This is a genomic window from Pseudomonas mandelii (assembly GCF_024138395.1).
In the GTDB taxonomy this organism is placed as follows: domain Bacteria; phylum Pseudomonadota; class Gammaproteobacteria; order Pseudomonadales; family Pseudomonadaceae; genus Aquipseudomonas; species Aquipseudomonas mandelii_E.
Genome location: NZ_JAMYDU010000010.1, coordinates 106,502 through 128,421, shown reverse-complemented (window position 1 = coordinate 128,421; position 21,920 = coordinate 106,502). Strand labels below are relative to the sequence as shown.

Here is a 21,920-nt window from a genome sequence, read left to right as displayed (position 1 = left end):
AGATTAACCATGGGTGACAAAATGCCTGACTCATCGCAACTCGTTATCGGCGCCGATCTCGCGGGCCAGTCCATCGCCCAGGCCATGCGCCTGGCCAATCGTCATGGCCTGGTGGCGGGCGCTACCGGGACCGGTAAAACCGTCACCTTGCAGCGCCTGGCCGAAGCCTTCAGCGATGCCGGCGTGGCCGTGTTCGCGGCGGACATCAAAGGCGACCTGTGCGGCCTGGGCGCTGCCGGCAACCCTCAAGGCAAGGTCGCGGAGCGGATCGCCGGGATGCCCTGGCTGAACCATAAGCCTCAGGCGTATCCGGTGACCCTATGGGACATTAATGGTCAGTCCGGTCATCCACTGCGCACCACCTTGAGCGAAATGGGGCCGTTGCTGCTCGGCAGCCTGCTGGAACTGACCGACAGTCAGCAGTCGGCGTTGTATGCCGCGTTCAAGGTGGCCGACCGCGAAGGGTTGTTGCTGCTGGATTTGAAGGATTTGAAGGCGCTGCTCAATCACCTGCGCGACAGTCCTGAATTGCTGGGAGATGATGCGGCGCTGATGACCACCGGCTCCAGCCAGGCTCTGTTGCGCCGTCTGGCGACGCTGGAGCAGCAAGGCGCCGAAGCATTGTTCGGCGAACCGGCGCTGCAACTGGAAGACATGTTGCAACCGGCCGTGGATGGTCGCGGGCGCATTCACTTGCTCGATGCCAGTCGTCTGGTGCACGAAGCGCCGAAGGTCTATGCGACGTTCCTGCTGTGGTTGCTGGCCGAGCTGTTCGAGCAGTTGCCGGAGCGCGGTGATGCCGAGAAACCGCTGCTGGCGCTGTTTTTCGACGAAGCGCACTTGTTGTTCGCCGGTACGCCCAAGGCGTTGCAGGAACGTCTGGAACAAGTGGTGCGACTGATCCGCTCGAAAGGCGTGGGGGTGTATTTCGTCACCCAATCGCCGGGCGACTTGCCAGATGATGTGTTGGCTCAATTGGGCCTGCGCATTCAGCATGGTTTGCGTGCATTTACCGCCAAAGAACAGAAATCCCTGCGCGCGGTGGCCGACGGTTTCCGGCCGAACCCGGCATTTGAAGCCTTGTCGGTGTTGACGGAGTTGGGGATCGGCGAGGCGCTGGTCGGCACCCTGCAGGACAAGGGCACACCGGGGATGGTCCAGCGGGTATTGGTTGCACCGCCGCAATCGCGGATCGGGCCGCTGACCGAAACCGAACGCACGGTGCTGATCGCCGGATCGCCGTTCAAGGGGCGTTACGACAAGCCCGTCGATCGCGAATCGGCGTATGAAGTGCTGGTGGGGCGTAAAGGGCTGGCACCGGATCCTGAAGCAGCGCCGGGCAAACCCGCGCCTGAAGAGCCGAGTTTCACCGAACAGGCCGGGGAATTCCTCGGCACGGCGGCCGGACAGGCGTTGAAATCAGCGATGCGACAGGCGGCAAATCAATTGGGGCGACAATTGGTACGCGGGTTGATGGGGTCATTGCTCGGTGGCAGTAAACGCCGCTAAAACCTTTGATTGAACACAATCAATCCCTGTAGGAGCGAGGCTTGCCCGCGAAGCTTTTGGCGGCCTCAAGGGCCTCTTCGCGGGCAAGCCTCGCTCCTACAAGGGTTATGTGGCAATTTCAGGTTTTGGGTTTTGCGTGAGCCGCCAGGCGTTCGAGGGCCGCCCGCAGGTTCGGGTCGGTAATCCCGTCAGCCGTCGCCTGAATGGTCGCCGCCGCATCGGTCGACAAATTTATCGTATGCCCCGCAGCCCCTTGCTGAACGGTAGGCGGTTGAACCTTGAACAGAATTCGCGTCAGGCTGGCGAACTCGTCGAACAGCTGTAACTGCCGTTGCAGACGCTTTTGTTGATAACGCAGGCGGGTGGCCCAGTGACCGTCGGTGACAATCAGCAATAAACTGCCTTCGCGCCACGACGCTACATGGCAGTGCTCGCGGGCAGCTGGCTGCAACTGACTTTCCACCAGACGTTGTAAATGACCCAGGCGTTGAGCGTGGCCAAAAATGGCTTTTAGCGGTTTGGCTTCGCGAAGCAGAACGGCGGGTGCTCTGGCCGTGAGAGGGCGAAATGCCATGATCAGACACCTGAAGTAACAGAGCGGCCATGGTAACAGAAAGCACCCGCTGCCCCCGACCCATTGCTTTGCGAGCGCTTTACCCATTAAATCAACAAGTAACTTGTGCCCTCGATGGGTTGAAGTTCAGCAAAATGCCCTTATTTTAAGTGGGCCCCGTCACAGCGCAGTGCATGCATCGTGGAATAACGCCACTTTCCTCACCATCGTTTCCGGGTAGAATACTCGTTCGCATGCGGCCATGAGGGCTGCACGGGCGACTCTCGGGGCCGCCCTCCATCCCTTTAGTGTGGAAGATCCTGCCGATATGTTTGCGCCTTTGTTAAAGAAACTTTTTGGAAGCAAGAACGAGCGTGAAGTCAAACGCATGCTCAAGACGGTGCAGCTCGTCAATGCCTTCGAAGAGCAAATGGTGGCCCTTTCGGACGATCAATTGCGTGCCAAGACCGACGAGTTCAAGGCCCGCCTCGCCAAAGGGGAAACCCTCGACAAGCTGCTGCCCGAAGCCTTTGCGGTCGCCCGCGAAGCCGGCAAGCGCGTCATGGGTATGCGCCACTTCGATGTCCAGCTGATCGGCGGCATGACCTTGCATGAAGGCATGATCGCGGAAATGCGTACCGGTGAAGGCAAGACCCTGGTGGCAACACTGGGTGTTTACCTCAATGCGCTGTCCGGCAAGGGCGTGCACGTTGTGACGGTGAACGACTACCTGGCTCGCCGTGACGCCAACTGGATGCGTCCGCTCTACGAATTCCTCGGCATGACGGTCGGCGTGGTCACCCCATTCCAGCCACCGGAAGAGAAGCGCGCCGCTTACGCCGCCGACATCACTTACGGCACCAACAACGAATTCGGTTTCGATTACCTGCGCGACAACATGGCGTTCAGCATGGAAGAAAAATTCCAGCGCGAACTCAATTTTGCCGTGATCGACGAAGTCGACTCCATCCTCATCGACGAAGCCCGTACCCCGCTGATCATCTCCGGTCAGGCCGAGGACAGCTCCAAGCTGTACATCGAGATCAACAAACTGATCCCGCAGCTGGAATTGCACGTCGAAGAAGTCGAAGGCGAAGTCACCAAAGCTGGCCACTACACCGTCGACGAGAAGAGCCGTCAGGTCGAACTCAACGAAGCCGGTCACCAGTTCATCGAAGACATGCTGACCCGCGTCGGCCTGCTGGCTGAAGGCGAGAGCCTGTATTCGGCGCATAACCTCGGTCTGCTGACTCACGTTTATGCCGGCCTGCGCGCGCACAAACTGTTCAATCGCAACGTCGAATACATCGTGCAGGACGGTCAGGTCGTGCTGGTCGACGAACACACCGGTCGTACCATGCCGGGTCGCCGTTTGTCCGAAGGCCTGCACCAGGCCATCGAAGCCAAGGAAAACCTGAACATTCAGGCCGAGAGCCAGACCCTGGCGTCGACCACGTTCCAGAACTACTTCCGTCTGTACAACAAGCTGTCCGGAATGACCGGTACCGCAGACACCGAAGCGTTCGAATTCCACCAGATCTATGGCCTGCAGGTCATGGTGATTCCGCCGAACAAACCGTTGGCGCGTAAAGACTACAACGATCTGGTGTTCCTGACCGCCGAAGAGAAATACGCGGCGATCATCAACGACATCAAGGAATGCATGACTCAGGGCCGTCCGGTGCTGGTGGGTACCGCCACCATCGAAACGTCCGAGCACATGTCCAATCTGCTCGTGAAGGAAGGCATCGAACACAAGGTTCTGAACGCCAAGTTCCACGAAAAAGAAGCCGAAATCATTGCACAGGCCGGTCGCCCTGGCGCACTGACCATCGCCACCAACATGGCCGGTCGTGGTACCGACATTCTGTTGGGCGGTAACTGGGAAGTGGAAGTGGCTTCGCTGGAAAACCCGACCCCTGAGCAGATTGCCCAGATCAAGGCCGACTGGCAGAAACGTCATCAGCAAGTGCTGGAGTCGGGCGGTTTGCAGGTGATCGCTTCCGAGCGTCACGAATCGCGCCGTATCGACAACCAGTTGCGTGGTCGCGCCGGTCGTCAGGGCGACGCCGGTTCCAGCCGTTTCTACCTGTCGCTGGAAGACAGCCTGATGCGCATCTTCGCCTCTGATCGGGTGAAGAACTTCATGAAGGCGCTGGGCATGCAGTCCGGCGAGGCGATCGAGCACCGCATGGTGACCAACGCCATCGAGAAGGCTCAGCGCAAGGTTGAAGGCCGCAACTTCGATATCCGTAAACAACTGCTCGAGTTCGATGACGTCAACAACGAACAACGTAAAGTGATCTATCACATGCGTAACAGCTTGTTGGCAGCTGACAACATTGGCGAAACCATCGCCGATTTCCGTCAGGACGTGCTCGATGCCACCGTCAGCGCGCACATTCCACCGCAATCGCTGCCTGAGCAGTGGGATGTGGCCGGTCTGGAAGCGGCGTTGCAGAGTGACTTCGGTGTGACGCTGCCGATCCAGCAATGGCTCGATGAAGACGATCACCTGTATGAAGAAACCCTGCGCGAGAAGCTGATGAACGAGCTGATCGCCGCGTACAACGAGAAAGAAGACCAGGCCGGTGCCGAAGCACTGCGCACCTTCGAGAAGCAAATCGTTCTGCGCGTACTGGACGACCTGTGGAAAGACCACCTGTCGACCATGGATCACCTGCGTCACGGCATCCACTTGCGTGGTTATGCGCAGAAGAACCCGAAGCAGGAATACAAGCGCGAGTCCTTCACCTTGTTCTCCGAGTTGCTGGATTCGATCAAGCGCGATTCGATCCGCGTGCTGTCGCACGTTCAGGTTCGCCGCGAAGACCCGATCGAAGAAGAAGCTCGCCTGCGTCAGGAAGCCGAGGCATTGGCTGCGCGCATGCAGTTCCAGCACGACGCAGCCCCTGGCCTGGAGCACCCGGAAGTGTTGGGTGAAGAGGTCGATGTAGCCCTCGCCACCGCACCGGTGCGCAACGAACAGAAGCTGGGCCGTAACGAGCTGTGCTACTGCGGTTCGGGCAAGAAGTACAAGCATTGCCACGGGCAGATCCAGTAAACCCGTTTCATACGCTGAAATACCCGCGCCGCGACCGGCTTATGCCGTCGCGGCGTTTTGCCATTTAAACCACCGCGCCACGTTAAAAGAACGGGGTAATGACGGTGCAGACACTACTTTTTTAAGGAGCGCATTCATGGCTGTTGGTCTTGGTCCTTTGCCAACGTTGCACCCGGTTGCCGGTTTTGAACTCGGTATCGCCTCGGCCGGCATCAAGCGCCCGGGGCGCAAGGATGTCGTGGTCATGCGCTGTGCCGAAGGTTCCACAGTGGCGGGCGTGTTCACCCTGAACGCCTTTTGCGCCGCGCCCGTTATCCTGGCCAAGCAACGTGTGCAAGGCCCGGTGCGTTACCTACTGACCAATACCGGCAATGCCAACGCCGGCACCGGCGAACCGGGTCTGGCAGCTGCCGAGCGCACTTGCGCCAAACTGGCTGAACTGACCGGTGTCGATGCAAGCCTGGTGCTGCCGTACTCCACCGGTGTGATCGGTGAGCCGCTGCCGGTCGAAAAAATCGAAGGCGCACTGCAAGCCGCCCTCGACGACCTGTCGGTGAATAACTGGGAAGCGGCCGCCACTGGCATCATGACCACCGATACTCTGCCCAAGGGTGCCAGCCGCCAGTTCCAGCATGACGGCGTGACCATCACCGTCACCGGTATCAGCAAAGGCGCGGGCATGATCCGCCCGAACATGGCGACCATGCTCGGCTACATCGCCACCGACGCCAAAGTCTCCCGCGATGTGCTGCAAAACCTGCTGCTGGATGGCGCCAACAAGTCGTTCAACCGCATCACCATCGACGGCGACACCTCGACCAACGACTGCTGCATGCTGATCGCCACCGGACAGGCTGCACTGCCGGAAATCACCGAAGCCAGCGGTCCGCTGTTTGCATTGCTGAAACAAGCGGTGTTCGAAGTTTGCATGGATGTAGCGCAGGCCATCGTGCGTGACGGCGAAGGCGCGACCAAGTTCGTCACCGTGGAAGTCAACGGCGGCGGCAATCACCAGGAGTGCCTGGATGTCGGTTACACCGTGGCCCACTCGCCACTGATCAAGACCGCGCTGTTCGCCTCCGACCCGAACTGGGGCCGCATTCTGGCCGCCGTGGGCCGTGCCGGCGTACCGAACCTGGACGTGAGCAAGATCGACGTATTCCTTGGCGACGTGTGCATCGCCAGCCGTGGCGCTCGCTCTGCCACCTACACCGAAGCCCAGGGCGCGGCGGTGATGCAGCAGGAAGAAATCACCATCCGCATCGAGCTGGGGCGCGGCGATTGCAGCGAAACCATCTGGACCACTGACCTGTCCCACGAATACGTGAAGATCAACGCTGAGTACCGTACGTAAGACTGCGTCGACCGCTATCGCGGGCAAGTCCGCTCCCACAGGTTCAATGGTGTGCATAAGCATTGTGTACGGCGCGATCCCTGTAGGAGCGAGGCTTGCCCGCGAAGTCGGACCACCAGACGCTAAAAATTCTGGATTTGTTCCCCTGACGAGAAGGCACCAACACATGAGCCTCCACCTGATCATCGGCGACAAACTGTATTCCTCCTGGTCCCTGCGCGCCGCACTGGCCCTTGACCTGACCGGTGCGTCCTACACCGAAGAATTGATCAAGCTGAACCAGCCGGACACTCGCGAGCGCGTGCTCAAGCATTCGCCGACCGGGAAAGTCCCGCTGCTGAAAACCGAACACGGCACCATCGCCGATTCCCTGGCGATTGCCGAGTACCTGGCCGAACAATTCCCCGGCGCCGACCTCTGGCCCAAAGACACTGCCGCCCGTGCCCAGGCGCGTTCGGCGTGCGCGCAGATGCACAGCGGTTTTTTCGCCATGCGCAGCAATATGCCGTTCGACCTGAGCCACGACGCGCCACTGTCGCCAATGCCGCCTGAGGTTCAGGCTGAAATCGAGCGCATGCTGGCGTTGTGGGCTGAATGTCGTGCCACCGCGACTGAAACCGGGCCGTTCCTGTTTGGCGGCGCGACCCTGGCCGATGCGTTTTTTGCACCGATCGCCGTACGCCTGCGCACCTATCAGGTAAAGCTGCCCGAGGTCGACGCGGCCTATGTCGAAACCATCTACCAATGGCCAGCCTTCAAGGCTTGGCAGAAGGCGGGTCTGGAGGAAATAGAGCGGTGAAACGAGTCCATGTAGCAGCCGCGGTTATCCGCGATAGCAGCGGCAAGATCCTCATTGCCCGCCGTGCCGACACCCAGCATCAGGGCGGTTTGTGGGAGTTCCCCGGTGGCAAGGTCGAGGATGACGAATCCGTCGAAACGGCCCTGGCTCGCGAGCTTCACGAAGAGCTGGGGATTGTGGTCAACACCGCGCGGCCGATGATCAAGGTCCGCCACGATTACCCGGACAAGCAGGTGTTGCTGGATGTCTGGGAGGTCTCGGCGTTTACCGGCGAACCCCATGGCGCCGAAGGTCAGCCTTTGGCCTGGGTGAGCGCGCGGGAGCTGGTGGACTACGAGTTCCCGGCCGCCAACCAGCCGATCGTCGCCGCTGCACGCTTGCCCGGCGACTACCTGATTACCCCAGAGGGCCTGGAAACTCCGGCCTTGCTGCGCGGTATTCAGAAAGCCATCGCTGGCGGCATCAAGTTGATTCAGTTGCGCGCGCCCAACGGCTATGACCCGCAATATCGAGATCTGGCGGTGGACGCGGCGGGGCTGTGTGCTGGCAAGGCGCAGTTGATGATCAAAGGGCCGTTTGAATGGCTGGGGGACTTCCCGTCCGCCGGTTGGCACATTACTTCGGCGCAGCTGCGCAAGTATGCGGCGGCCGGGCGACCGCTACCGGCTTCGCGCTGGTTGGCAGCGTCCTGTCACAATGCTGAAGAACTGGCGCTGGCCGAACAAATGGGCGTGGACTTCGTGACTCTGTCGCCGGTGCAGCCGACGCAGACTCATCCGGATGCTCTGCCATTAGGTTGGGAACAGGCTTCGACCTTGATCGAGGGCTTCAGCAAACCAGTATTTTTGCTGGGTGGGGTCGGCCCGGCAGAGCGGCAGAAAGCCTGGGCAGCGGGGGCGCAGGGGGTGGCGGGGATTCGGGCGTTTTGGCCTGAGGCCTAGCACTCGATCGTTCCCACGCTCTGCGTGGGAATGCCTCAACGGACGCTCCGCGTTCGGCTCTTGATGGGACGCAGAGCGTCCCGGGCTGCATTCCCACGCAGAGCGTGGGAACGATCATCGCGCAGCGTGGGAACGATCACTAAACCCCTGGTTTCGCAGCCGCTTGCCACAAAATCTCTGCAATCCCCTGACGCTTGGCAATCAGTCTCGCCGCCACAAACAACAAATCCGATAACCGATTGATATACGCCAAGCCAACCCCGGCCAGCGGCTCGATCGCATTCAACTGCTGACAGCGCCGCTCGGCACTGCGCGCCAGGCAGCGGCATACATGAGCCTGGGCAATCAGCGCGGAACCGCCGGGCAGGATGAAATTCTCCAGCGGCCCCAACTCTTCATTCCACACATCGATCGCCGCTTCCAGCCGCTCGATTTCTGCCGTGTTCAGTGCTTGATACACCGGCATCGCCAGTTCGCCACCCAGGTCGAACAACCGATGTTGGCAGGGCGCCAATACCTCGATCACTTCGTTCAAGCCCGGATACGCATCACTTTGCGCCGCCAACCCGGCCAACAATACACCCACCTGGCTATTCAACGTATCGACTTCGCCAATGGCCTCGATGCGCGGATGGTCCTTGGGCACCCGGCGGCCATCGCCGAGCCCGGTTTCGCCTTTGTCGCCAGTGCGGGTGTATATCTTCGACAAGCGAAAGCCCATGGTTACCTCGACAGCTGATTGAGTTCTTGAGAGACCACCGCAGTGCCCGACAACGGCAGGCGCAAGGTGAAGCAAGTGCCTTGGCCCGGCGTCGATTGCACTTCCATCTGGCCCTTGTGGTTGTTGGTGATGATGAAGTACGAAACCGAGAGCCCAAGGCCGGTGCCCTGACCGATTTCCTTGGTGGTGAAGAACGGCTCGAACGTGCGTTTGCGCACGCTCTCGCTCATGCCGATGCCGTTGTCCTCGACCTGGATTTCTGCCCATGGCGGATTCAGTTTTGTACGCAGAATGATCCGCCCCGGTTCGCGATCATCTGTGCGCTGGTGAATGGCTTGCGCGGCGTTTTTCAGCAGGTTGAGCAGCACCTGTTCCAGTTCGTTGGCGGTGCCGGGCACCGGGCCCAGTGCCGGATCGAACTGGCGAATGATTGCTTGGCCCTTGAAGTCGAAGCCGATAGCGAGGTCGAAGTCATTGCCGGCGATTTCCACTGCTTGATCAATCAGCGCAGGCAAATCGCACGGCGCCATTTGCCGGGTACTGCGGCGGCTGAAGCTGAGCATGTGCGTCACGATTTTTGCCGCCCGGGCGCCAGCCTGTTGAATGCCATCGAGTAACTGCGGCACTTCGCGAGCTTTCAAATACTGGTTGACCGTTTCCAGTTCGATGCCCAGTTGCTCGGCCTGTTCGAGGTTTTTCGGCAGATCGGGTGACAGGCGCCGACGTATGTTCTGCACGTTGTGCAGGATTGCGCCCAATGGATTATTGATCTCATGAGCCATGCCGGCGGCGAGGCCACCGACCGAGAGCATTTTCTCCGACTGCACCATCATTTCTTCCAGCGACAGACGCTGAGTAATGTCGTCGATCCGGATCACCACGCCGCGCCCGGCACCGCCCATCAACGGGTAGAACGTCAGGGCGTAATGCCGTGGCTCGTCGTCCTTGAGCCAGGTAACACGCTCGATCTTCGCCACCGTGTGCTGTTCGACGGTTTGCCTGAGCTGCGGCAGGAACGGCTTGAGCGGTTCGAAGGCGAGGAAGATCGGTTGGTTCAAGGCTTCGGCCAGGCGCGTGCCGGACAGGGCGCTGGCCTCCTGATTCCACTGGGTCACGTAGAGCTGCTCGTCGAGGGCGATCAGTGCCGACGGCATGGAGTCGATGATGCTGTTGAGGTAGTTCTGGAAACCGGTGAGTTTCTTTTCGATCTTGCTGCGCACCTGAACTTCCAGCTCCAGCTTGCGGTTGGTATGACGGGTTTCTTCGGCCAGCCCTTGGGCTTGGTCGTAGGCAGCCTGGGAATCGTCGCGAGCGCGCTTGAGTTGCTGCTCCCGGGCCTCGATGCGCGAGAGCATGGTGTTGAACGCTTCGGCGAGACTACCGATTTCGTCGTGGTTGCCGCGAGAGGCGCGCAGGGCGTAGTTCTCTTCCCGGGTCACTTGCCGGGACAACTCTTCGAGCTGATGAATCGGCTGGGTAATCAGGCGTTTGATCTGCCGGGCAATCACCAGCCACAGCAGCACGCTGAAGATCAAAATCCCCAGGCTGGCGGTCAGGGTCCCGGTGTAGAACGCCATCGGTAATTCGCTGCTGGCCACCAGCAGCAAATGCCCCGGCGCGGTACCGGGGCGGGGCAGGGTGATCACTTGATTGCTGCGAAACTCCGTGGCTTGCCAGGCTTCGAGGTGCCGGTAGTGCTCCGGCAGGTTGAGCTTGTCTCCCTGCTGCAACTGCGCCAGACGCACACCTTTGCCATCATAGAGAGCTGCCGCGCGCAGCGGTGTATAGCTGTTGAGTTCGTTGAGCAGGCGCTCGGCGGTTTGCGGCGACTTCAAGGCGTCGGAGATCAGGCTCGGGTTGGACACCAGCCGGCCGATGGTCTGCAAGGCCTGGGGCGCCATGCTTTCCTGAGAGATGTAATAGGCGGCGCTGATAAAGGTCAGGTTGGCGACCAGCAAAACGGTGGTCAACAGCACCAGCAGGGCGGCCAGCAATTTCTGGCCGACTGGAAGGTTTTCAAGGCGCTGGCGCAATGGCATCGGGTTCATCGCTGAAAAGGAACAAGTGGCCAGCGTATCCGCTGCTCAGTCGCTGGGCAATCCAAGGCTGCGCAGATGGGCGATCAAGCGCTGCTGCAATTGACTGAGGTGGGGCAGGTTCAACTGATGCCGGGACGCGCCTTTGCAGGCATAACCCAACAGGTAGCTGATTTCAGTGCGGCGCTGATTCGCAACGTCCTGGTACATCGAGGAAAAATTCGCGGCGGTGGCCTGGATCACCCGTTCGACTTCCTCCTGGAGGTTTTGCGCCGCCGCCGGCTGGCCGCAGCGCTCCAGCAGCTCGGTGAGCTCGGCGCACAGGGTGGCGACTTCGCAATGATGTTGCTGCAAACCGCCATTACGGCATTCGTGCAGCACGGTCAGCGGGTTGATCGCACAATTGAGCGCCAGTTTTCGCCACAGCCTTGTGAGGATATCGGTGCTCCACTCATGGGGAATACCGGCGGCACTCAAGTCCTCCAGCCAGATCGGCGCTACCGGATGGCCGACATCTCCTAGCCAGGTGTAGCCGTGGCCGGCGAACACCACGCGCCAGTCGCCGTCGCGAAACGCGCCTTCGGTACTGGAGGCGAAGATACAGCGCGCCTGAGGAACCAGCGCGGCAACCGCGTCCTGACTGCCGAGGCCGTTCTGCAACAGGATCAGCTCGGCGTCGGGTGTCAGGCGGTGGGCGAGCCGGGCCACGGCGTTTTCGGCGTCGTAGGCTTTGCAAGCCACCAGCAGACGGCGGATGGGCTCGTCGCTGTCGGCTGTTTCACCGGGCACCGGATACAGCTGCGCTTCGCCGTGTTCGACCAGCGTCAGCCCGCCCGCCGCCTGATAGGCCTGCAAGCGCGCCGCGTCCCGCACGATCAGCCTGACTGGCACATCGGCCCGCGCCAGACGTGTGGCCCAAAGGGTGCCGAGGCTGCCGGCGCCCAGAATATGCCAAGGGGTGGACATCAGCTTTTTGCTCGGTTTGACGCTGGCATGTGAGGCTCGCAGTATCGGTTGGAAAAGACCCGTTATAATGAGCCCGATTTTAACCGCAAGCCAAGCGCGCTCCATCGTTATCGAGCGTGCCTTTTTATTGGAGAGATTACATGCCGTCGTTCGACGTGGTATCCGAACTGGACAAACACGAAGTCACCAACGCGGTCGAGAACGCCGTCAAGGAACTCGATCGTCGTTATGACCTGAAAGGCAAAGGCACCTTCGAGTTCAAGGAAAAAGACCTGACCGTCAACCTGACCGCGGAAGCCGATTTCCAGCTCGAAGCGATGATCGAGATCCTCAAGCTGGCCCTGGTCAAGCGCAAGATCGACGTGCAGTGCCTTGAAGTCAAGGACGCCTACGCGTCGGGCAAGTTGATGAAGCAGGAAGCGGTCCTCAAGGAAGGCATCGACAAAGAACTGGCGAAGAAAATCGTCGCTCACGTCAAAGACGCCAAGCTCAAGGTCCAGGCCGCCATTCAGGGCGAGCAAGTGCGCATTACCGGCAAGAAACGTGATGACTTGCAGGAAGCGATTGCCGCCCTGCGCGCCAAGACGTTCGACATGCCGCTACAGTTCAATAACTTCCGCGACTAAAGCGGGAACCTCTCGACGTTTTCGACGTCCGAGGCCCCAGCAACGGCAGAAACGATTGAATCCCCCATGGGTTCGGTCTTTCTGCCGCTCATTTTTTGCGTGCCGGGTAGCCGGAAATCAGGAGAAAGAAGATGGATTTGAATGCTGAAGTGGACAACCTGGTCAAGGCATCCCAAGCCTGGGTTCCGATGATCATGGAATACGGCAGCCGCGTGCTATTGGCGGTGATTACCCTGGCCATCGGTTGGTGGCTGATCAACAAGGTCACGCAAAAACTCGGTGGCCTGCTGGCGTTGCGTAACGCCGACCTGGCGCTGCAAGGTTTCATCAGCAGCCTGGCGAACATCATCCTCAAGGTTCTGTTGATTGTCAGCGTAGCGTCGATGATCGGTGTGGAAACCACGTCGTTCGTCGCGGCCATTGGTGCTGCCGGCCTGGCAATCGGTCTGGCGTTGCAGGGCAGTCTGGCGAACTTCGCCGGTGGCGTGCTGATTCTGTTGTTCCGCCCGTTCCGCATCGGTGATTGGATCGAAGCCCAAGGTGTTGCCGGTACTGTCGACAGCATTCAGATCTTTCACACTGTACTGCGCACTGGCGATAACAAAACCATCATCGTGCCTAACGGTAATCTGTCGAACGGCATCATCACCAATACCAACCGTCAAACGACACGCAAAGTAGTGTTTGATATCGGTGTGGATCACCACGCGGATCTGCAAAAGGCCCGTGAAGTGTTAATGGAATTGGCCAGGGATGAGCGGGTGTTGACTGATCCGGCACCGGAAGCGGTCATTTCCATGCTGGGCGAAAGCTCGATCACTGTTTCGCTGCGAGTATGGGTCAAGACTGCTGATTACTGGAATGTACTGTTCATGTTTAACGAGCACGCCCGAGATCGTTTGAAGGCCGCGGGTATCGATATTCCGTTTCCGCAGCGAGTTATTCGAGTGGTTCAGGAATCGGCAACGGTGTAATGATTGGTCTTTCAGCTAATGTCTGACCTTTCGGTCAGGCATGTTCTGCAAGAGTCCGATCTGTTAAACGCAGTGTTGTACCCAATAAAAAAGGCCCATCCGAAGATGGGCCTTTTTGATTACCGCGAACTGACTTTCGGTAATTACAGAACCGAAATCGGGTAGTCGACGATCAGGCGGAACTCTTTGACATCGCCTTCGCCTTCGTCGGCGTTAGCGAAGTGCCATGCTTGACGAATGCGGAAGGAAAGATCTTTTGCCGGGCCAGACTGAACAACGTACTTGGCTTCGAAGTTGGTTTCGTTGTGCTTGCCATCTTCGCCGTACAGGCCGTCGTAAGCGCTGCCTGTTGGCGTGTTGGTACCGTCGATGTCCCAACCTTTTACGTAACGGGTCATGAAGCTCAGACCTGGAACGCCGTACTCGGCCATTTTCAGGTCGTAACGAACCTGGGCAGACTTCTCGTTAGGAGCGTTGAAGTCAGAGTACTGGATGGAGTTGGCGAGGAAGATCGAGTCGCCGCCACGGTTGTTCTTGCCCACACCGATGTAGTCGAACGGAGTGTCGCCGTTGACCTTCTGGAAGGCGACGGTGATGGTGTGCGCTTTCAGGAACGAGAAAGCGGCTGCCAGGGAGAACGTGGTGTTGCTGATCTCGCCAGCTTCGGCGTCACCGGTATCTTTGGTGTTGTAGATGTTACCGTCCAGGTTCAGCGACTGATCGCCACCCATTGGGATGGTGTAGTTCAAGTTGGCGTAGTACTGGTTCCAGATGTCTTCCAGCTTGGCACCGTACAGCGACGCGCTCAGGTTGTCGGTGATGCCATACTTGCCACCGAAGTAGTCGATGGAGTTGGCTTCTACGCCAGCGTAGTTGGCGAACAGGCCGCCTTTGCTGGAGTTATTATCCTGGCTGGTGGCCGAATAGAAGTGACCGGCTTCCAGATCAAGATCTTTGACTTCGCTGCTCTGCAGCTGGAAGCCCGTGGCAGTTTGAGGAAGGATCCGGGAGCCGCCAATAGCGAACACTGGTGAGGTGCTTGGCTGCATTTCGCCGAATTTCAACTCGGTTTTGGAGATACGGGCCTTTATGGATCCGCCTGCCTTACCTTGGCTGTCGTTGGCGTGGCGAATACGTCTGTCATCGGATAAATCGACGGCGCCGCGGCTCATGTTGCCTGAGCCGCTTGTGCCATCGCCACCGTCCAGTTTGACGGCCAGGTAGCCGAATGCATCAACGCCGACGCCTACGGTACCCTGAGTGTAACCGGAGCTGAAGTTGCCCCAGATGCCCTGGGTCCAGTCTTTCACGTCCCGGGCGCGATCTTTGTTATCACGGTTGAAGTAATAGTTGCGAAGCAGCAAGTCGAACTTGGCGTCTTCAACAAAACCTTTGGCTTCAGCCTGGTCACTTACAAACGGTGCGGCCGTAGCCATTTGAGTACTGGCTGCTGCGGCAACTGCCAGTGCGATCATGCTCCACTTCATCACGCGCATCGTGATTTGCTCCTTTGGTTTTTAGAAGAGTACTGCCGTCCCGCCTGTTTTATTATCCGGGCGGCTCTTTCTTTTTGTGTCGGCGCAAACTTATATCACGCCGACCATGTTGGCGATACTTGCACATCTAACCTTTCAGCTTCTTTACGACCCTGTCGCAAATGGCTGGGTGAATGTCGCAAATTCACAATCCCGACGCAATCGGACTGACAACTTCAACGTTGTTTTCCATGACTTGAGCATCGGTAAAAAAGAGTCCCTGGGTCCTGCACTTGAATCTCCATCGGGCAACCCTGCCACTGTTTTTATTGGCCTTAAGCTTCCACTTCCAGCGGAGCGCTTATAGACGATACGGATGTGAATGCAACAAGCGTGCACAAATCGGAATTCTGTTGCTGTTTTTTTTCGAAGGCCTGCCTGCTGCTGTAAAAACCTCATAAAACCGGGGGGTTCACGCTCGTTTTACTTGAGCTTGACGCCATCCTTCGCATCGTGGTTGCCACTTCGAACTGATGGGGGCGACAACCAAAAACGTTACCGGTTCACCCCGTCAGTGAGTAGTTAGCGGATGCTGACGCACTGAGCGTAGACGCGTTGTGCGGTTTTGGTGCAAAAAATTTCAATTGCTGTACCGAATTCACACAGTGTCGTTTTGTGACCGAATCGAACAGCCCGCCGTTTCTCGGTCATTTCGGCATTTTTCGTGGGATTGCCTGGTTCTTTAATGGTGCGCCCCGGCTCAAAATGGCTCATGTCGGGGCGCCCGGAGGACGCTGCAGGCGGCAGTTCGTCGTGAAGCGCATGGCGTTCGCGGGTATGCTGCCGTCCTGTCGCTTGGCGCGCCGTCTTTTGGTATGGGCGCTAAGCTGAAAAAAGATCACTAGAGGGGAGTGCGCGCTGTGTTCGCTTTAGATCCACGACTTCAACAAGACACATTGCCTATCGGCGATTTCCCGCTCTGTCGGTTGCTGTTGTCCAATGATTCGAATTACCCGTGGTTCATCCTCGTGCCCCGCCGCGAGGATATCAGTGAGATATTTCAGTTAGATGTCGCAGATCAACAGCAGCTGTGGCAGGAAACGACCGCGCTGGCGGAAATGCTCAAGGACTCATTCGATGCGGACAAGTTGAACGTCGCGGCCCTGGGTAATGTCGTCAGTCAGTTGCACATGCATGTGATTGTGCGCAAGCGTGAGGACGCCGCCTGGCCAGCCCCGGTCTGGGGTAATCAGCAGGCCAAACCCTACAATCCAGAGCAGATCGCGACGATTCGCGAACGGTTGCGTCTGGTGTTGACCGATGACTTCACGTTTCTGGAGGGTTAAGTCATGAGTCTGGAAGAGCGCGTTACTGATCTGGAAAGCCAGTTGGCGTTTCAGGATGACACCATCCAGACATTGAATGATGTGCTGGCGGCGCAGCAGCATGCGGTTGAGCGCTTGCAACTGCAAATGATGGCGCTACTCAAGCGTCAGGAGGAAATGGTCGGCCAGTTCGAGTCCTTCGAAGAAGAAGCGCCACCGCCGCATTACTGAAATGCAGGCAAAAAAAAACCGCGAACGATTGTTCGCGGTTTTTTTTAGCCTTGGAATCAGCGGCGCGGCAGGGCGGCGATCACATCTTCGGCTTGCAGGCCTTTGTCACGGTTCATGACAGAAAACTCCACGCGCTGGCCTTCGACCAGAACACGGTGGCCTTCGCCGCGAATTGCCCGGAAGTGCACGAAAATATCATCGCCGGAATCACGGGAAATAAAGCCGAAGCCTTTGGAGGTGTTGAACCATTTAACGGTGCCGGTATCGCGGTTGCTCATGTCATAGCTTGGCGAGGCGGCGGCTGGTGAGGATTTATAGAAGCTGACGGCCAGGTGCAAAAGAATGGCGATCAGGGCAACGACCAGACTGAACAGAACGGCAGGTTGACCGGCGATGACAGGCATCGGGGCGAACAATGTCAGTGTTTGCAATACCACAGCCAGAACCAGCAAGGCGCTGACCAGATTTTGCAGTTGATGACGCGGGCCTTTGTTCCAGTAAGGGATAACAGGTGCAAGGGTGAGGTTCAGCAGGCCGAAAAAGGCCAGGTACAGCGCATCGGGTTGTTGCAGGTAAGGTACCGCTTCGGATCGCAGGCTAGGGATGAAGGACAGCAGCAAGGCTGCTGCGCCCATTAGCAGGTGGACGATTTTCAACATTTTGATTAACTCACGTTAAGACGGATCACAAGGAAGAGCTGATGGAGCACGGTTCGCTTCAGAACAATAAGAGGCGTTGGACACGTACCCGCTATCAGCCTATGCGCAGCCCCCGGAAAAATAGGGGGTAGCGACACACTGCCTATTTAACAGCAAAGCCGGCAGCTACTCAAATCAGGCAGTCCGGCGGTGCTTGCTTCTGGCCGCTGAGCGGATAACGCTTGCCGAGTATTGTTTGCGCGCTGTGTTCCTCGGATCTTTTGCCTTTCCTTGAGTGATGTTGCGTCCGTATTCGTAGGAAATCGTCCGGCCTAGGACGTGCTCCATGATCTCCCCTCTGTTGTTGGCTTATCCTACGTCGATGGTCATAAAGTCATCTGGATATCCCTGTACGCCTGCGCTTTTATAAGGAAACGGAATATGAATCCTATAAGCAGCAAGGATGGCAAAGGAGTGTCAATGGTATGGTTTATCAAGAGAAACGAAGCGAGGGGAGGGTCGGTCCACTCAAGGAAGTGAGGATTGATTCATTTGTCAGCGAATTCGATATGGGCCTGGCCCAGCCATTATCCCGGTCAGTGCGTTTGAATGGCTTTGCGACCTGTTTGCGACTGGAGCAGGTTTATTGGGATATTTTGAGTGATATGGCCAAGGTCAATCGCTGCTCGATCAGTGCGCTGTTGTCCCATGTGGATCGCGAAGTGCATTTGCGCCATGGCGGGGTGAAAAATTTCACCGGGCTGGTGCGGGTTGTCTGCGTCGTGCACAGCCTGAAGGAGGGAAGTTGCCTCGTCATGGCCTAGCGGTGGCGGTTGATCGTGTCGAGTGTCGGTCTGTGCAGTCTTACGGCTGCACAGGCTGCATTTAATGGATATAATCCCGCCCTTTGCCGCAAAGCCCAGCATGCGCGGTAGCAATCTGATCGCCGAGACAACCCCCATGCCGATGTACGACTATCAATGTGCTTCCTGTGGTCATCAGTTGGAAGCCATTCAAAAGATCAGCGCAGCACCGCTGGTCGACTGCCCTGCCTGCCAAGCGCCAGAGCTTAAAAAGATGCTGTCCATGCCGGGTTTCCGCCTCAGCGGCACCGGCTGGTACGAAACCGATTTCAAGACCGGTTCCAAGAAGAATCTGGCCGGTGGCGACAAAGCTGACTAGGGTCTAGCGCCCGGGCTGAATGACACGCGCGAGCTCTTGCATCATCCGGCACCTTATTCAAGTGCGAGGGTGCGGCAAGACCTCCAACCGAATTTCGAATTACGAGAAGCGAAACCACTACCATGATGCGCAGCCATTATTGCGGCCAACTGAACGAAAGCCTGGAAGGCCAGGAAATTACCCTTTGCGGATGGGTCCACCGTCGTCGTGACCACGGTGGGGTGATTTTCCTCGATATCCGTGATCGTGACGGTCTGGCCCAGGTGGTGTTCGACCCGGACCGCGCTGAAACCTTCGCCGCCGCCGATCGCGTGCGCAGCGAATACGTGGTCAAGGTCACCGGTAAGGTGCGCCTGCGTCCGGCCGGTGCCGGCAACGCCAACATGGCCTCGGGCATGATCGAAGTGCTGGGCTATGAACTGGAAGTGTTGAACGAAGCGGAAACCCCGCCGTTCCCGCTGAACGAGTTCTCCGACGTCGGCGAAGAAACCCGCCTGCGTTATCGCTTCATCGACCTGCGTCGCCCGGAAATGCTCGAAAAGCTGCGTCTGCGTTCGCGCATGACCACCAGCATTCGTCGCTACCTGGACGAGAACGGCTTCCTCGACGTCGAGACGCCGATCCTGACCCGTGCGACTCCGGAAGGCGCGCGCGACTATCTGGTGCCGAGCCGTACCCACGCCGGTTCCTTCTTCGCCTTGCCGCAATCGCCGCAGCTGTTCAAGCAACTGCTGATGGTCGCCGGCTTCGATCGTTACTACCAGATCGCCAAGTGCTTCCGCGACGAAGACCTGCGTGCCGACCGTCAACCTGAATTCACCCAGATCGACATCGAAACCAGCTTCCTCGATGAAAAAGACATCATGGGCCTCACCGAAGGCATGATCCGCAACCTGTTCAAGGAAGTGCTGGGTCTGGAGTTCGGTGATTTCCCGCACATGACCTGGGACGAGGCCATGCGTCGTTACGGTTCCGACAAGCCGGACCTGCGTAACCCGCTGGAACTGGTAGACGTTGCCGACCAGCTCAAGGAAGTCGACTTCAAGGTGTTCAGCGGCCCGGCCAATGACCCGAAATGCCGTATCGCCGCCTTGCGCGTTCCGGGCGGGGCGAGCATGCCGCGCAAGCAGATCGACGACTACACCAAGTTCGTCGGCATCTATGGTGCCAAGGGCTTGGCGTACATCAAAGTTAACGAGCGCGCTGCCGGTGTTGAAGGTCTGCAGTCGCCGATCGTGAAAAACATCCCTGAGGCCAACCTCAACGTGATCCTCGATCGCGTCGGTGCAGTCGATGGCGACATCGTGTTCTTCGGCGCCGACAAAGCCAAGATCGTCAGCGAAGCCTTGGGCGCGCTGCGGATTAAGGTCGGTCATGATCTGAACTTGCTGACCTGCGAATGGGCCCCGCTGTGGGTCGTCGACTTCCCGATGTTCGAAGAGAACGACGACGGCAGCCTAACCGCATTGCACCACCCGTTCACCGCACCGAAGTGCACGCCGGAAGAACTGGAAGCCAACCCGGCAACCGCGCTGTCCCGTGCCTACGACATGGTCCTGAACGGTACCGAGCTGGGTGGCGGTTCGATCCGTATCCACCGCAAGGAAATGCAACAGTCGGTGTTCCGTCTGCTGGGTATCAGCGAAGCGGAACAGGAAGAGAAGTTCGGCTTCCTGCTCGACGCCCTGAAATACGGCGCGCCGCCGCACGGTGGTCTGGCTTTCGGTCTGGACCGTCTGGTGATGCTGATGACCGGCGCCCAGTCGATCCGTGAAGTGATCGCCTTCCCGAAAACCCAGAGCGCTGCCTGCGTCATGACTCAGGCACCGGGGCTGGTGGATGCCAAGGCATTGCGCGAACTGCACATTCGTCTGCGCGAAACGCCAAAGACTGAGTAAGGCTGACCTGAGGGGGGGGCGCATCTACGGATGCGCCCTTTCTTTTATAGATAGGGTCGAGATTTTTTTTTGCTGGCTGGCGCATCATGACGTGGCGGGCAATGTTTCAAAGATAATTCGGAGCGAGTTATGGCGGGTCATTCCAAGTGGGCGAACATCAAGCACCGCAAAGAACGTCAGGATGCCAAGAAGGGCAAGATTTTCACCAAGTGGATTCGTGAACTGACGGTCGCTGCTCGTCAGGGCGGCGCTGATCCAGGCTCCAACCCGCGTTTGCGTCTGGCGCTGGATAAAGCGCTGGGTGCGAACATGAGTCGCGACATCATCGACCGCGCGGTTGCTCGCGGCGCCGGCGCCGCTGATACCGATGACATGGTCGAACTGACCTACGAAGGTTACGGCCCGGGCGGTGTGGCGGTGATGGTCGAATGCATGACCGACAACCGCAACCGCACCGCAGCGGCTGTTCGCCACGCGTTCAGCAAGTGCGGCGGCAACCTTGGCACCGACGGTTCGGTGGCTTATCTGTTCGAGCGCAAAGGCCAGATTTCCTTCGCCCCAGGTGTTGATGAAGATGCATTGATGGAAGCGGCCATGGAGGCCGACGCCGATGACGTGGTGACCCACGAAGACGGTTCGATCGACGTGTTCACCTCGTTCGCCGGCTTCTATTCCGTGCGTAACGCTTTGGAAGCCGCCGGCTTCAAGGGCGATGACGCGGAGATCGTCATGTTGCCGACCACCAGTGCCGAACTGGACCTGGAAGGCGCCGAGAAGGTTCTGAAGCTGATCGACATGCTCGAAGACCTGGATGACGTGCAGAACGTGTATTCCAACGCCGACATTCCGGAGTCGGTGGCCGCTCAGCTCGGATAAGGGCGACTAAGATCCAATGTGGGAGCTGGCTTGCCTGCGATGGCGGCGTGTCAGGCTACATCGTTGTTTGATGTGCCTACGCCATCGCAGGCAAGCCAGCTCCCACATTTGTTATTCGCTGTATTGAATATCGTGCTCTTACCTAACCCGCAGGCGTTATGACTTTAATTCTTGGTATCGACCCCGGTTCGCGTATCACCGGTTATGGCGTGGTGCGCGATACCGGGCGTGGCTGCGTGTACGTGGCGTCGGGCTGCATTCGCACGGGTTCCGGCGAGCTGCATGAACGTCTGCAAATCGTCTATCGGGGCGTGCGTGAAGTGATCCAGACCTACGGCCCGGTGACCATGGGCATCGAAAAAGTCTTCATGGCCCGCAATGCCGACTCTGCCCTCAAGCTCGGTCAGGCCCGAGGCGCAGCCATCGTGGCCGGTGCCGAGGAAAGCCTGGAAATCGCTGAATACACCGCGACCCAGGTCAAGCAGGCGGTGACCGGCACTGGCGGGGCGAACAAGGAACAGGTGCAAATGATGGTCATGCACATGCTGAAATTGACCAGCAAGCCGCAAATCGATGCTTCGGATGCCCTGGCCATCGCGATTTGCCACGCTCACACCCGTTCCAGCCTCTTGCCTCATGGTCTGGGTACAGCACGCAGTCGTGGCGGGCGCCTGCGTCTCTGATAGCATCAGCAATCATTTTTTATGGAATGAGGGTTTTGCGCCTGTGTTGTCGGCGCAAAACCCTTGTTC

At 58.5% G+C, this 21,920-nt stretch carries 21 protein-coding genes; 14 read left to right on the top strand and 7 right to left on the bottom strand.

The window, feature by feature from the left end; genetic code table 11:
- Positions 1-21 precede the first annotated feature (21 nt).
- Positions 22-1,509, top strand: a complete 1,488-nt coding sequence (locus NHU87_RS17025) for a helicase HerA-like domain-containing protein (protein ID WP_253551037.1) — start codon at positions 22-24, stop codon at positions 1,507-1,509.
- Between the two features lie 118 nt (positions 1,510-1,627).
- On the opposite strand, the gene NHU87_RS17020 is transcribed toward NHU87_RS17025, so the two are convergent.
- A complete protein-coding gene (locus NHU87_RS17020) occupies positions 1,628-2,083 on the bottom strand; it encodes a DUF721 domain-containing protein (RefSeq protein ID WP_007906612.1) in 456 nt (151 codons plus the stop codon).
- A gap of 307 nt (positions 2,084-2,390) precedes the next feature.
- Here NHU87_RS17020 and secA point away from each other — a divergent pair, with 307 nt between their 5' ends.
- From secA to NHU87_RS17000, 4 genes are all read left to right on the top strand, one after another.
- Positions 2,391-5,126: a preprotein translocase subunit SecA gene (secA, locus tag NHU87_RS17015; RefSeq protein ID WP_253550944.1), complete on the top strand. Its 2,736-nt coding sequence runs from the start codon at positions 2,391-2,393 to the stop codon at positions 5,124-5,126.
- 136 nt (positions 5,127-5,262) lie between these two features.
- Positions 5,263-6,480, top strand: coding sequence for a bifunctional glutamate N-acetyltransferase/amino-acid acetyltransferase ArgJ (gene argJ / locus NHU87_RS17010; RefSeq protein ID WP_008015216.1), 1,218 nt, complete (start codon positions 5,263-5,265; stop codon positions 6,478-6,480).
- 166 nt (positions 6,481-6,646) lie between these two features.
- Positions 6,647-7,279 (top strand): glutathione S-transferase family protein, encoded by a 633-nt coding sequence (locus NHU87_RS17005; RefSeq protein ID WP_253550942.1) that lies wholly within the window; start codon positions 6,647-6,649, stop codon positions 7,277-7,279.
- On the top strand, positions 7,276-8,220 hold the full coding sequence (locus NHU87_RS17000) for a Nudix family hydrolase (protein WP_253550940.1): 945 nt from the start codon (positions 7,276-7,278) through the stop codon (positions 8,218-8,220). Before NHU87_RS17005 ends, NHU87_RS17000 begins: the two co-directional genes overlap by 4 nt.
- 139 nt (positions 8,221-8,359) lie before the next feature.
- Here NHU87_RS17000 and NHU87_RS16995 read toward each other — a convergent pair whose 3' ends face one another.
- Genes NHU87_RS16995 through NHU87_RS16985 form a run of 3 tightly spaced genes read right to left on the bottom strand, consistent with a single transcriptional unit; the run spans position 8,360 to position 11,943 of the window.
- Entirely contained in the window at positions 8,360-8,941 is a 582-nt protein-coding gene (locus NHU87_RS16995; RefSeq protein WP_253550938.1) for a cob(I)yrinic acid a,c-diamide adenosyltransferase, read from the bottom strand.
- Positions 8,942-8,943: 2 nt separating this feature from the next.
- A complete protein-coding gene (locus NHU87_RS16990) occupies positions 8,944-10,980 on the bottom strand; it encodes a sensor histidine kinase (RefSeq protein WP_253550936.1) in 2,037 nt (678 codons plus the stop codon).
- Positions 10,981-11,025: 45 nt separating this feature from the next.
- On the bottom strand, positions 11,026-11,943 hold the full coding sequence (locus NHU87_RS16985) for a putative 2-dehydropantoate 2-reductase (protein ID WP_253550934.1): 918 nt from the start codon (positions 11,941-11,943) through the stop codon (positions 11,026-11,028).
- Between the two features lie 140 nt (positions 11,944-12,083).
- On the opposite strand from NHU87_RS16985, the gene NHU87_RS16980 reads away from it, so the two are divergent.
- Both NHU87_RS16980 and NHU87_RS16975 read left to right on the top strand, forming a co-directional pair.
- Positions 12,084-12,569, top strand: coding sequence for a YajQ family cyclic di-GMP-binding protein (locus NHU87_RS16980; protein WP_007906601.1), 486 nt, complete (start codon positions 12,084-12,086; stop codon positions 12,567-12,569).
- Positions 12,570-12,700: 131 nt separating this feature from the next.
- Positions 12,701-13,543: a mechanosensitive ion channel family protein gene (locus NHU87_RS16975; RefSeq protein ID WP_253550932.1), complete on the top strand. Its 843-nt coding sequence runs from the start codon at positions 12,701-12,703 to the stop codon at positions 13,541-13,543.
- A 143-nt stretch (positions 13,544-13,686) separates the two neighbouring features.
- On the opposite strand, the gene NHU87_RS16970 is transcribed toward NHU87_RS16975, so the two are convergent.
- Positions 13,687-15,039, bottom strand: coding sequence for an OprD family porin (locus tag NHU87_RS16970; protein ID WP_253550930.1), 1,353 nt, complete (start codon positions 15,037-15,039; stop codon positions 13,687-13,689).
- 561 nt (positions 15,040-15,600) lie between these two features.
- Positions 15,601-15,792 carry a hypothetical protein gene (locus NHU87_RS16965; RefSeq protein ID WP_253550928.1) on the bottom strand — a complete coding sequence of 64 codons (192 nt, stop codon included), beginning with the start codon at positions 15,790-15,792 and terminating at the stop codon, positions 15,601-15,603.
- A 146-nt stretch (positions 15,793-15,938) separates the two neighbouring features.
- On the opposite strand from NHU87_RS16965, the gene NHU87_RS16960 reads away from it, so the two are divergent.
- Positions 15,939-16,364 carry an HIT family protein gene (locus NHU87_RS16960; RefSeq protein WP_253550926.1) on the top strand — a complete coding sequence of 142 codons (426 nt, stop codon included), beginning with the start codon at positions 15,939-15,941 and terminating at the stop codon, positions 16,362-16,364.
- Between the two features lie 3 nt (positions 16,365-16,367).
- Positions 16,368-16,574: a SlyX family protein gene (locus tag NHU87_RS16955; protein WP_253550924.1), complete on the top strand. Its 207-nt coding sequence runs from the start codon at positions 16,368-16,370 to the stop codon at positions 16,572-16,574.
- A 56-nt stretch (positions 16,575-16,630) separates the two neighbouring features.
- Here NHU87_RS16955 and NHU87_RS28425 read toward each other — a convergent pair whose 3' ends face one another.
- A complete protein-coding gene (locus NHU87_RS28425; RefSeq protein WP_301271480.1) occupies positions 16,631-17,233 on the bottom strand; it encodes a cold-shock protein in 603 nt (200 codons plus the stop codon).
- A 464-nt stretch (positions 17,234-17,697) separates the two neighbouring features.
- On the opposite strand from NHU87_RS28425, the gene NHU87_RS16945 reads away from it, so the two are divergent.
- From NHU87_RS16945 to ruvC, 5 genes are all read left to right on the top strand, one after another.
- Positions 17,698-18,036, top strand: a complete 339-nt coding sequence (locus tag NHU87_RS16945; protein ID WP_253550922.1) for a ribbon-helix-helix domain-containing protein — start codon at positions 17,698-17,700, stop codon at positions 18,034-18,036.
- Positions 18,037-18,172: 136 nt separating this feature from the next.
- Entirely contained in the window at positions 18,173-18,394 is a 222-nt protein-coding gene (locus NHU87_RS16940; RefSeq protein WP_010457489.1) for an FmdB family zinc ribbon protein, read from the top strand.
- Positions 18,395-18,516: 122 nt separating this feature from the next.
- Positions 18,517-20,292: an aspartate--tRNA ligase gene (aspS, locus tag NHU87_RS16935; RefSeq protein WP_253550920.1), complete on the top strand. Its 1,776-nt coding sequence runs from the start codon at positions 18,517-18,519 to the stop codon at positions 20,290-20,292.
- Between the two features lie 129 nt (positions 20,293-20,421).
- On the top strand, positions 20,422-21,168 hold the full coding sequence (locus tag NHU87_RS16930; RefSeq protein WP_253550918.1) for a YebC/PmpR family DNA-binding transcriptional regulator: 747 nt from the start codon (positions 20,422-20,424) through the stop codon (positions 21,166-21,168).
- Positions 21,169-21,326: 158 nt separating this feature from the next.
- Positions 21,327-21,851, top strand: a complete 525-nt coding sequence (gene ruvC, locus NHU87_RS16925; protein WP_007897036.1) for a crossover junction endodeoxyribonuclease RuvC — start codon at positions 21,327-21,329, stop codon at positions 21,849-21,851.
- The last annotated feature ends 69 nt before the right edge of the window (positions 21,852-21,920 follow it).

Excerpts from the sequence above, each read along its gene's own strand:
- NHU87_RS16980 (WP_007906601.1), top strand. The coding sequence starts at position 12,084 with ATGCCGTCGTTCGACGTGGTATCCGAACTGGACAAACACGAAGTCACC.
- NHU87_RS16985 (WP_253550934.1), bottom strand. The coding sequence starts at position 11,943 with ATGTCCACCCCTTGGCATATTCTGGGCGCCGGCAGCCTCGGCACCCTT.
- NHU87_RS17025 (WP_253551037.1), top strand. The coding sequence starts at position 22 with ATGCCTGACTCATCGCAACTCGTTATCGGCGCCGATCTCGCGGGCCAG.
- NHU87_RS16930 (WP_253550918.1), top strand. The coding sequence starts at position 20,422 with ATGGCGGGTCATTCCAAGTGGGCGAACATCAAGCACCGCAAAGAACGT.
- ruvC (WP_007897036.1), top strand. The coding sequence starts at position 21,327 with ATGACTTTAATTCTTGGTATCGACCCCGGTTCGCGTATCACCGGTTAT.
- NHU87_RS16970 (WP_253550930.1), bottom strand. The coding sequence starts at position 15,039 with ATGCGCGTGATGAAGTGGAGCATGATCGCACTGGCAGTTGCCGCAGCA.
- NHU87_RS17005 (WP_253550942.1), top strand. The coding sequence starts at position 6,647 with ATGAGCCTCCACCTGATCATCGGCGACAAACTGTATTCCTCCTGGTCC.
- NHU87_RS16955 (WP_253550924.1), top strand. The coding sequence starts at position 16,368 with ATGAGTCTGGAAGAGCGCGTTACTGATCTGGAAAGCCAGTTGGCGTTT.
- NHU87_RS16995 (WP_253550938.1), bottom strand. The coding sequence starts at position 8,941 with ATGGGCTTTCGCTTGTCGAAGATATACACCCGCACTGGCGACAAAGGC.
- NHU87_RS16965 (WP_253550928.1), bottom strand. The coding sequence starts at position 15,792 with ATGAGCCATTTTGAGCCGGGGCGCACCATTAAAGAACCAGGCAATCCC.
- NHU87_RS17020 (WP_007906612.1), bottom strand. The coding sequence starts at position 2,083 with ATGGCATTTCGCCCTCTCACGGCCAGAGCACCCGCCGTTCTGCTTCGC.
- NHU87_RS16990 (WP_253550936.1), bottom strand. The coding sequence starts at position 10,980 with ATGCCATTGCGCCAGCGCCTTGAAAACCTTCCAGTCGGCCAGAAATTG.
- aspS (WP_253550920.1), top strand. The coding sequence starts at position 18,517 with ATGATGCGCAGCCATTATTGCGGCCAACTGAACGAAAGCCTGGAAGGC.
- NHU87_RS16945 (WP_253550922.1), top strand. The coding sequence starts at position 17,698 with ATGGTTTATCAAGAGAAACGAAGCGAGGGGAGGGTCGGTCCACTCAAG.
- NHU87_RS16940 (WP_010457489.1), top strand. The coding sequence starts at position 18,173 with ATGCCGATGTACGACTATCAATGTGCTTCCTGTGGTCATCAGTTGGAA.
- NHU87_RS28425 (WP_301271480.1), bottom strand. The coding sequence starts at position 17,233 with ATGTTGAAAATCGTCCACCTGCTAATGGGCGCAGCAGCCTTGCTGCTG.
- secA (WP_253550944.1), top strand. The coding sequence starts at position 2,391 with ATGTTTGCGCCTTTGTTAAAGAAACTTTTTGGAAGCAAGAACGAGCGT.
- NHU87_RS16975 (WP_253550932.1), top strand. The coding sequence starts at position 12,701 with ATGGATTTGAATGCTGAAGTGGACAACCTGGTCAAGGCATCCCAAGCC.
- argJ (WP_008015216.1), top strand. The coding sequence starts at position 5,263 with ATGGCTGTTGGTCTTGGTCCTTTGCCAACGTTGCACCCGGTTGCCGGT.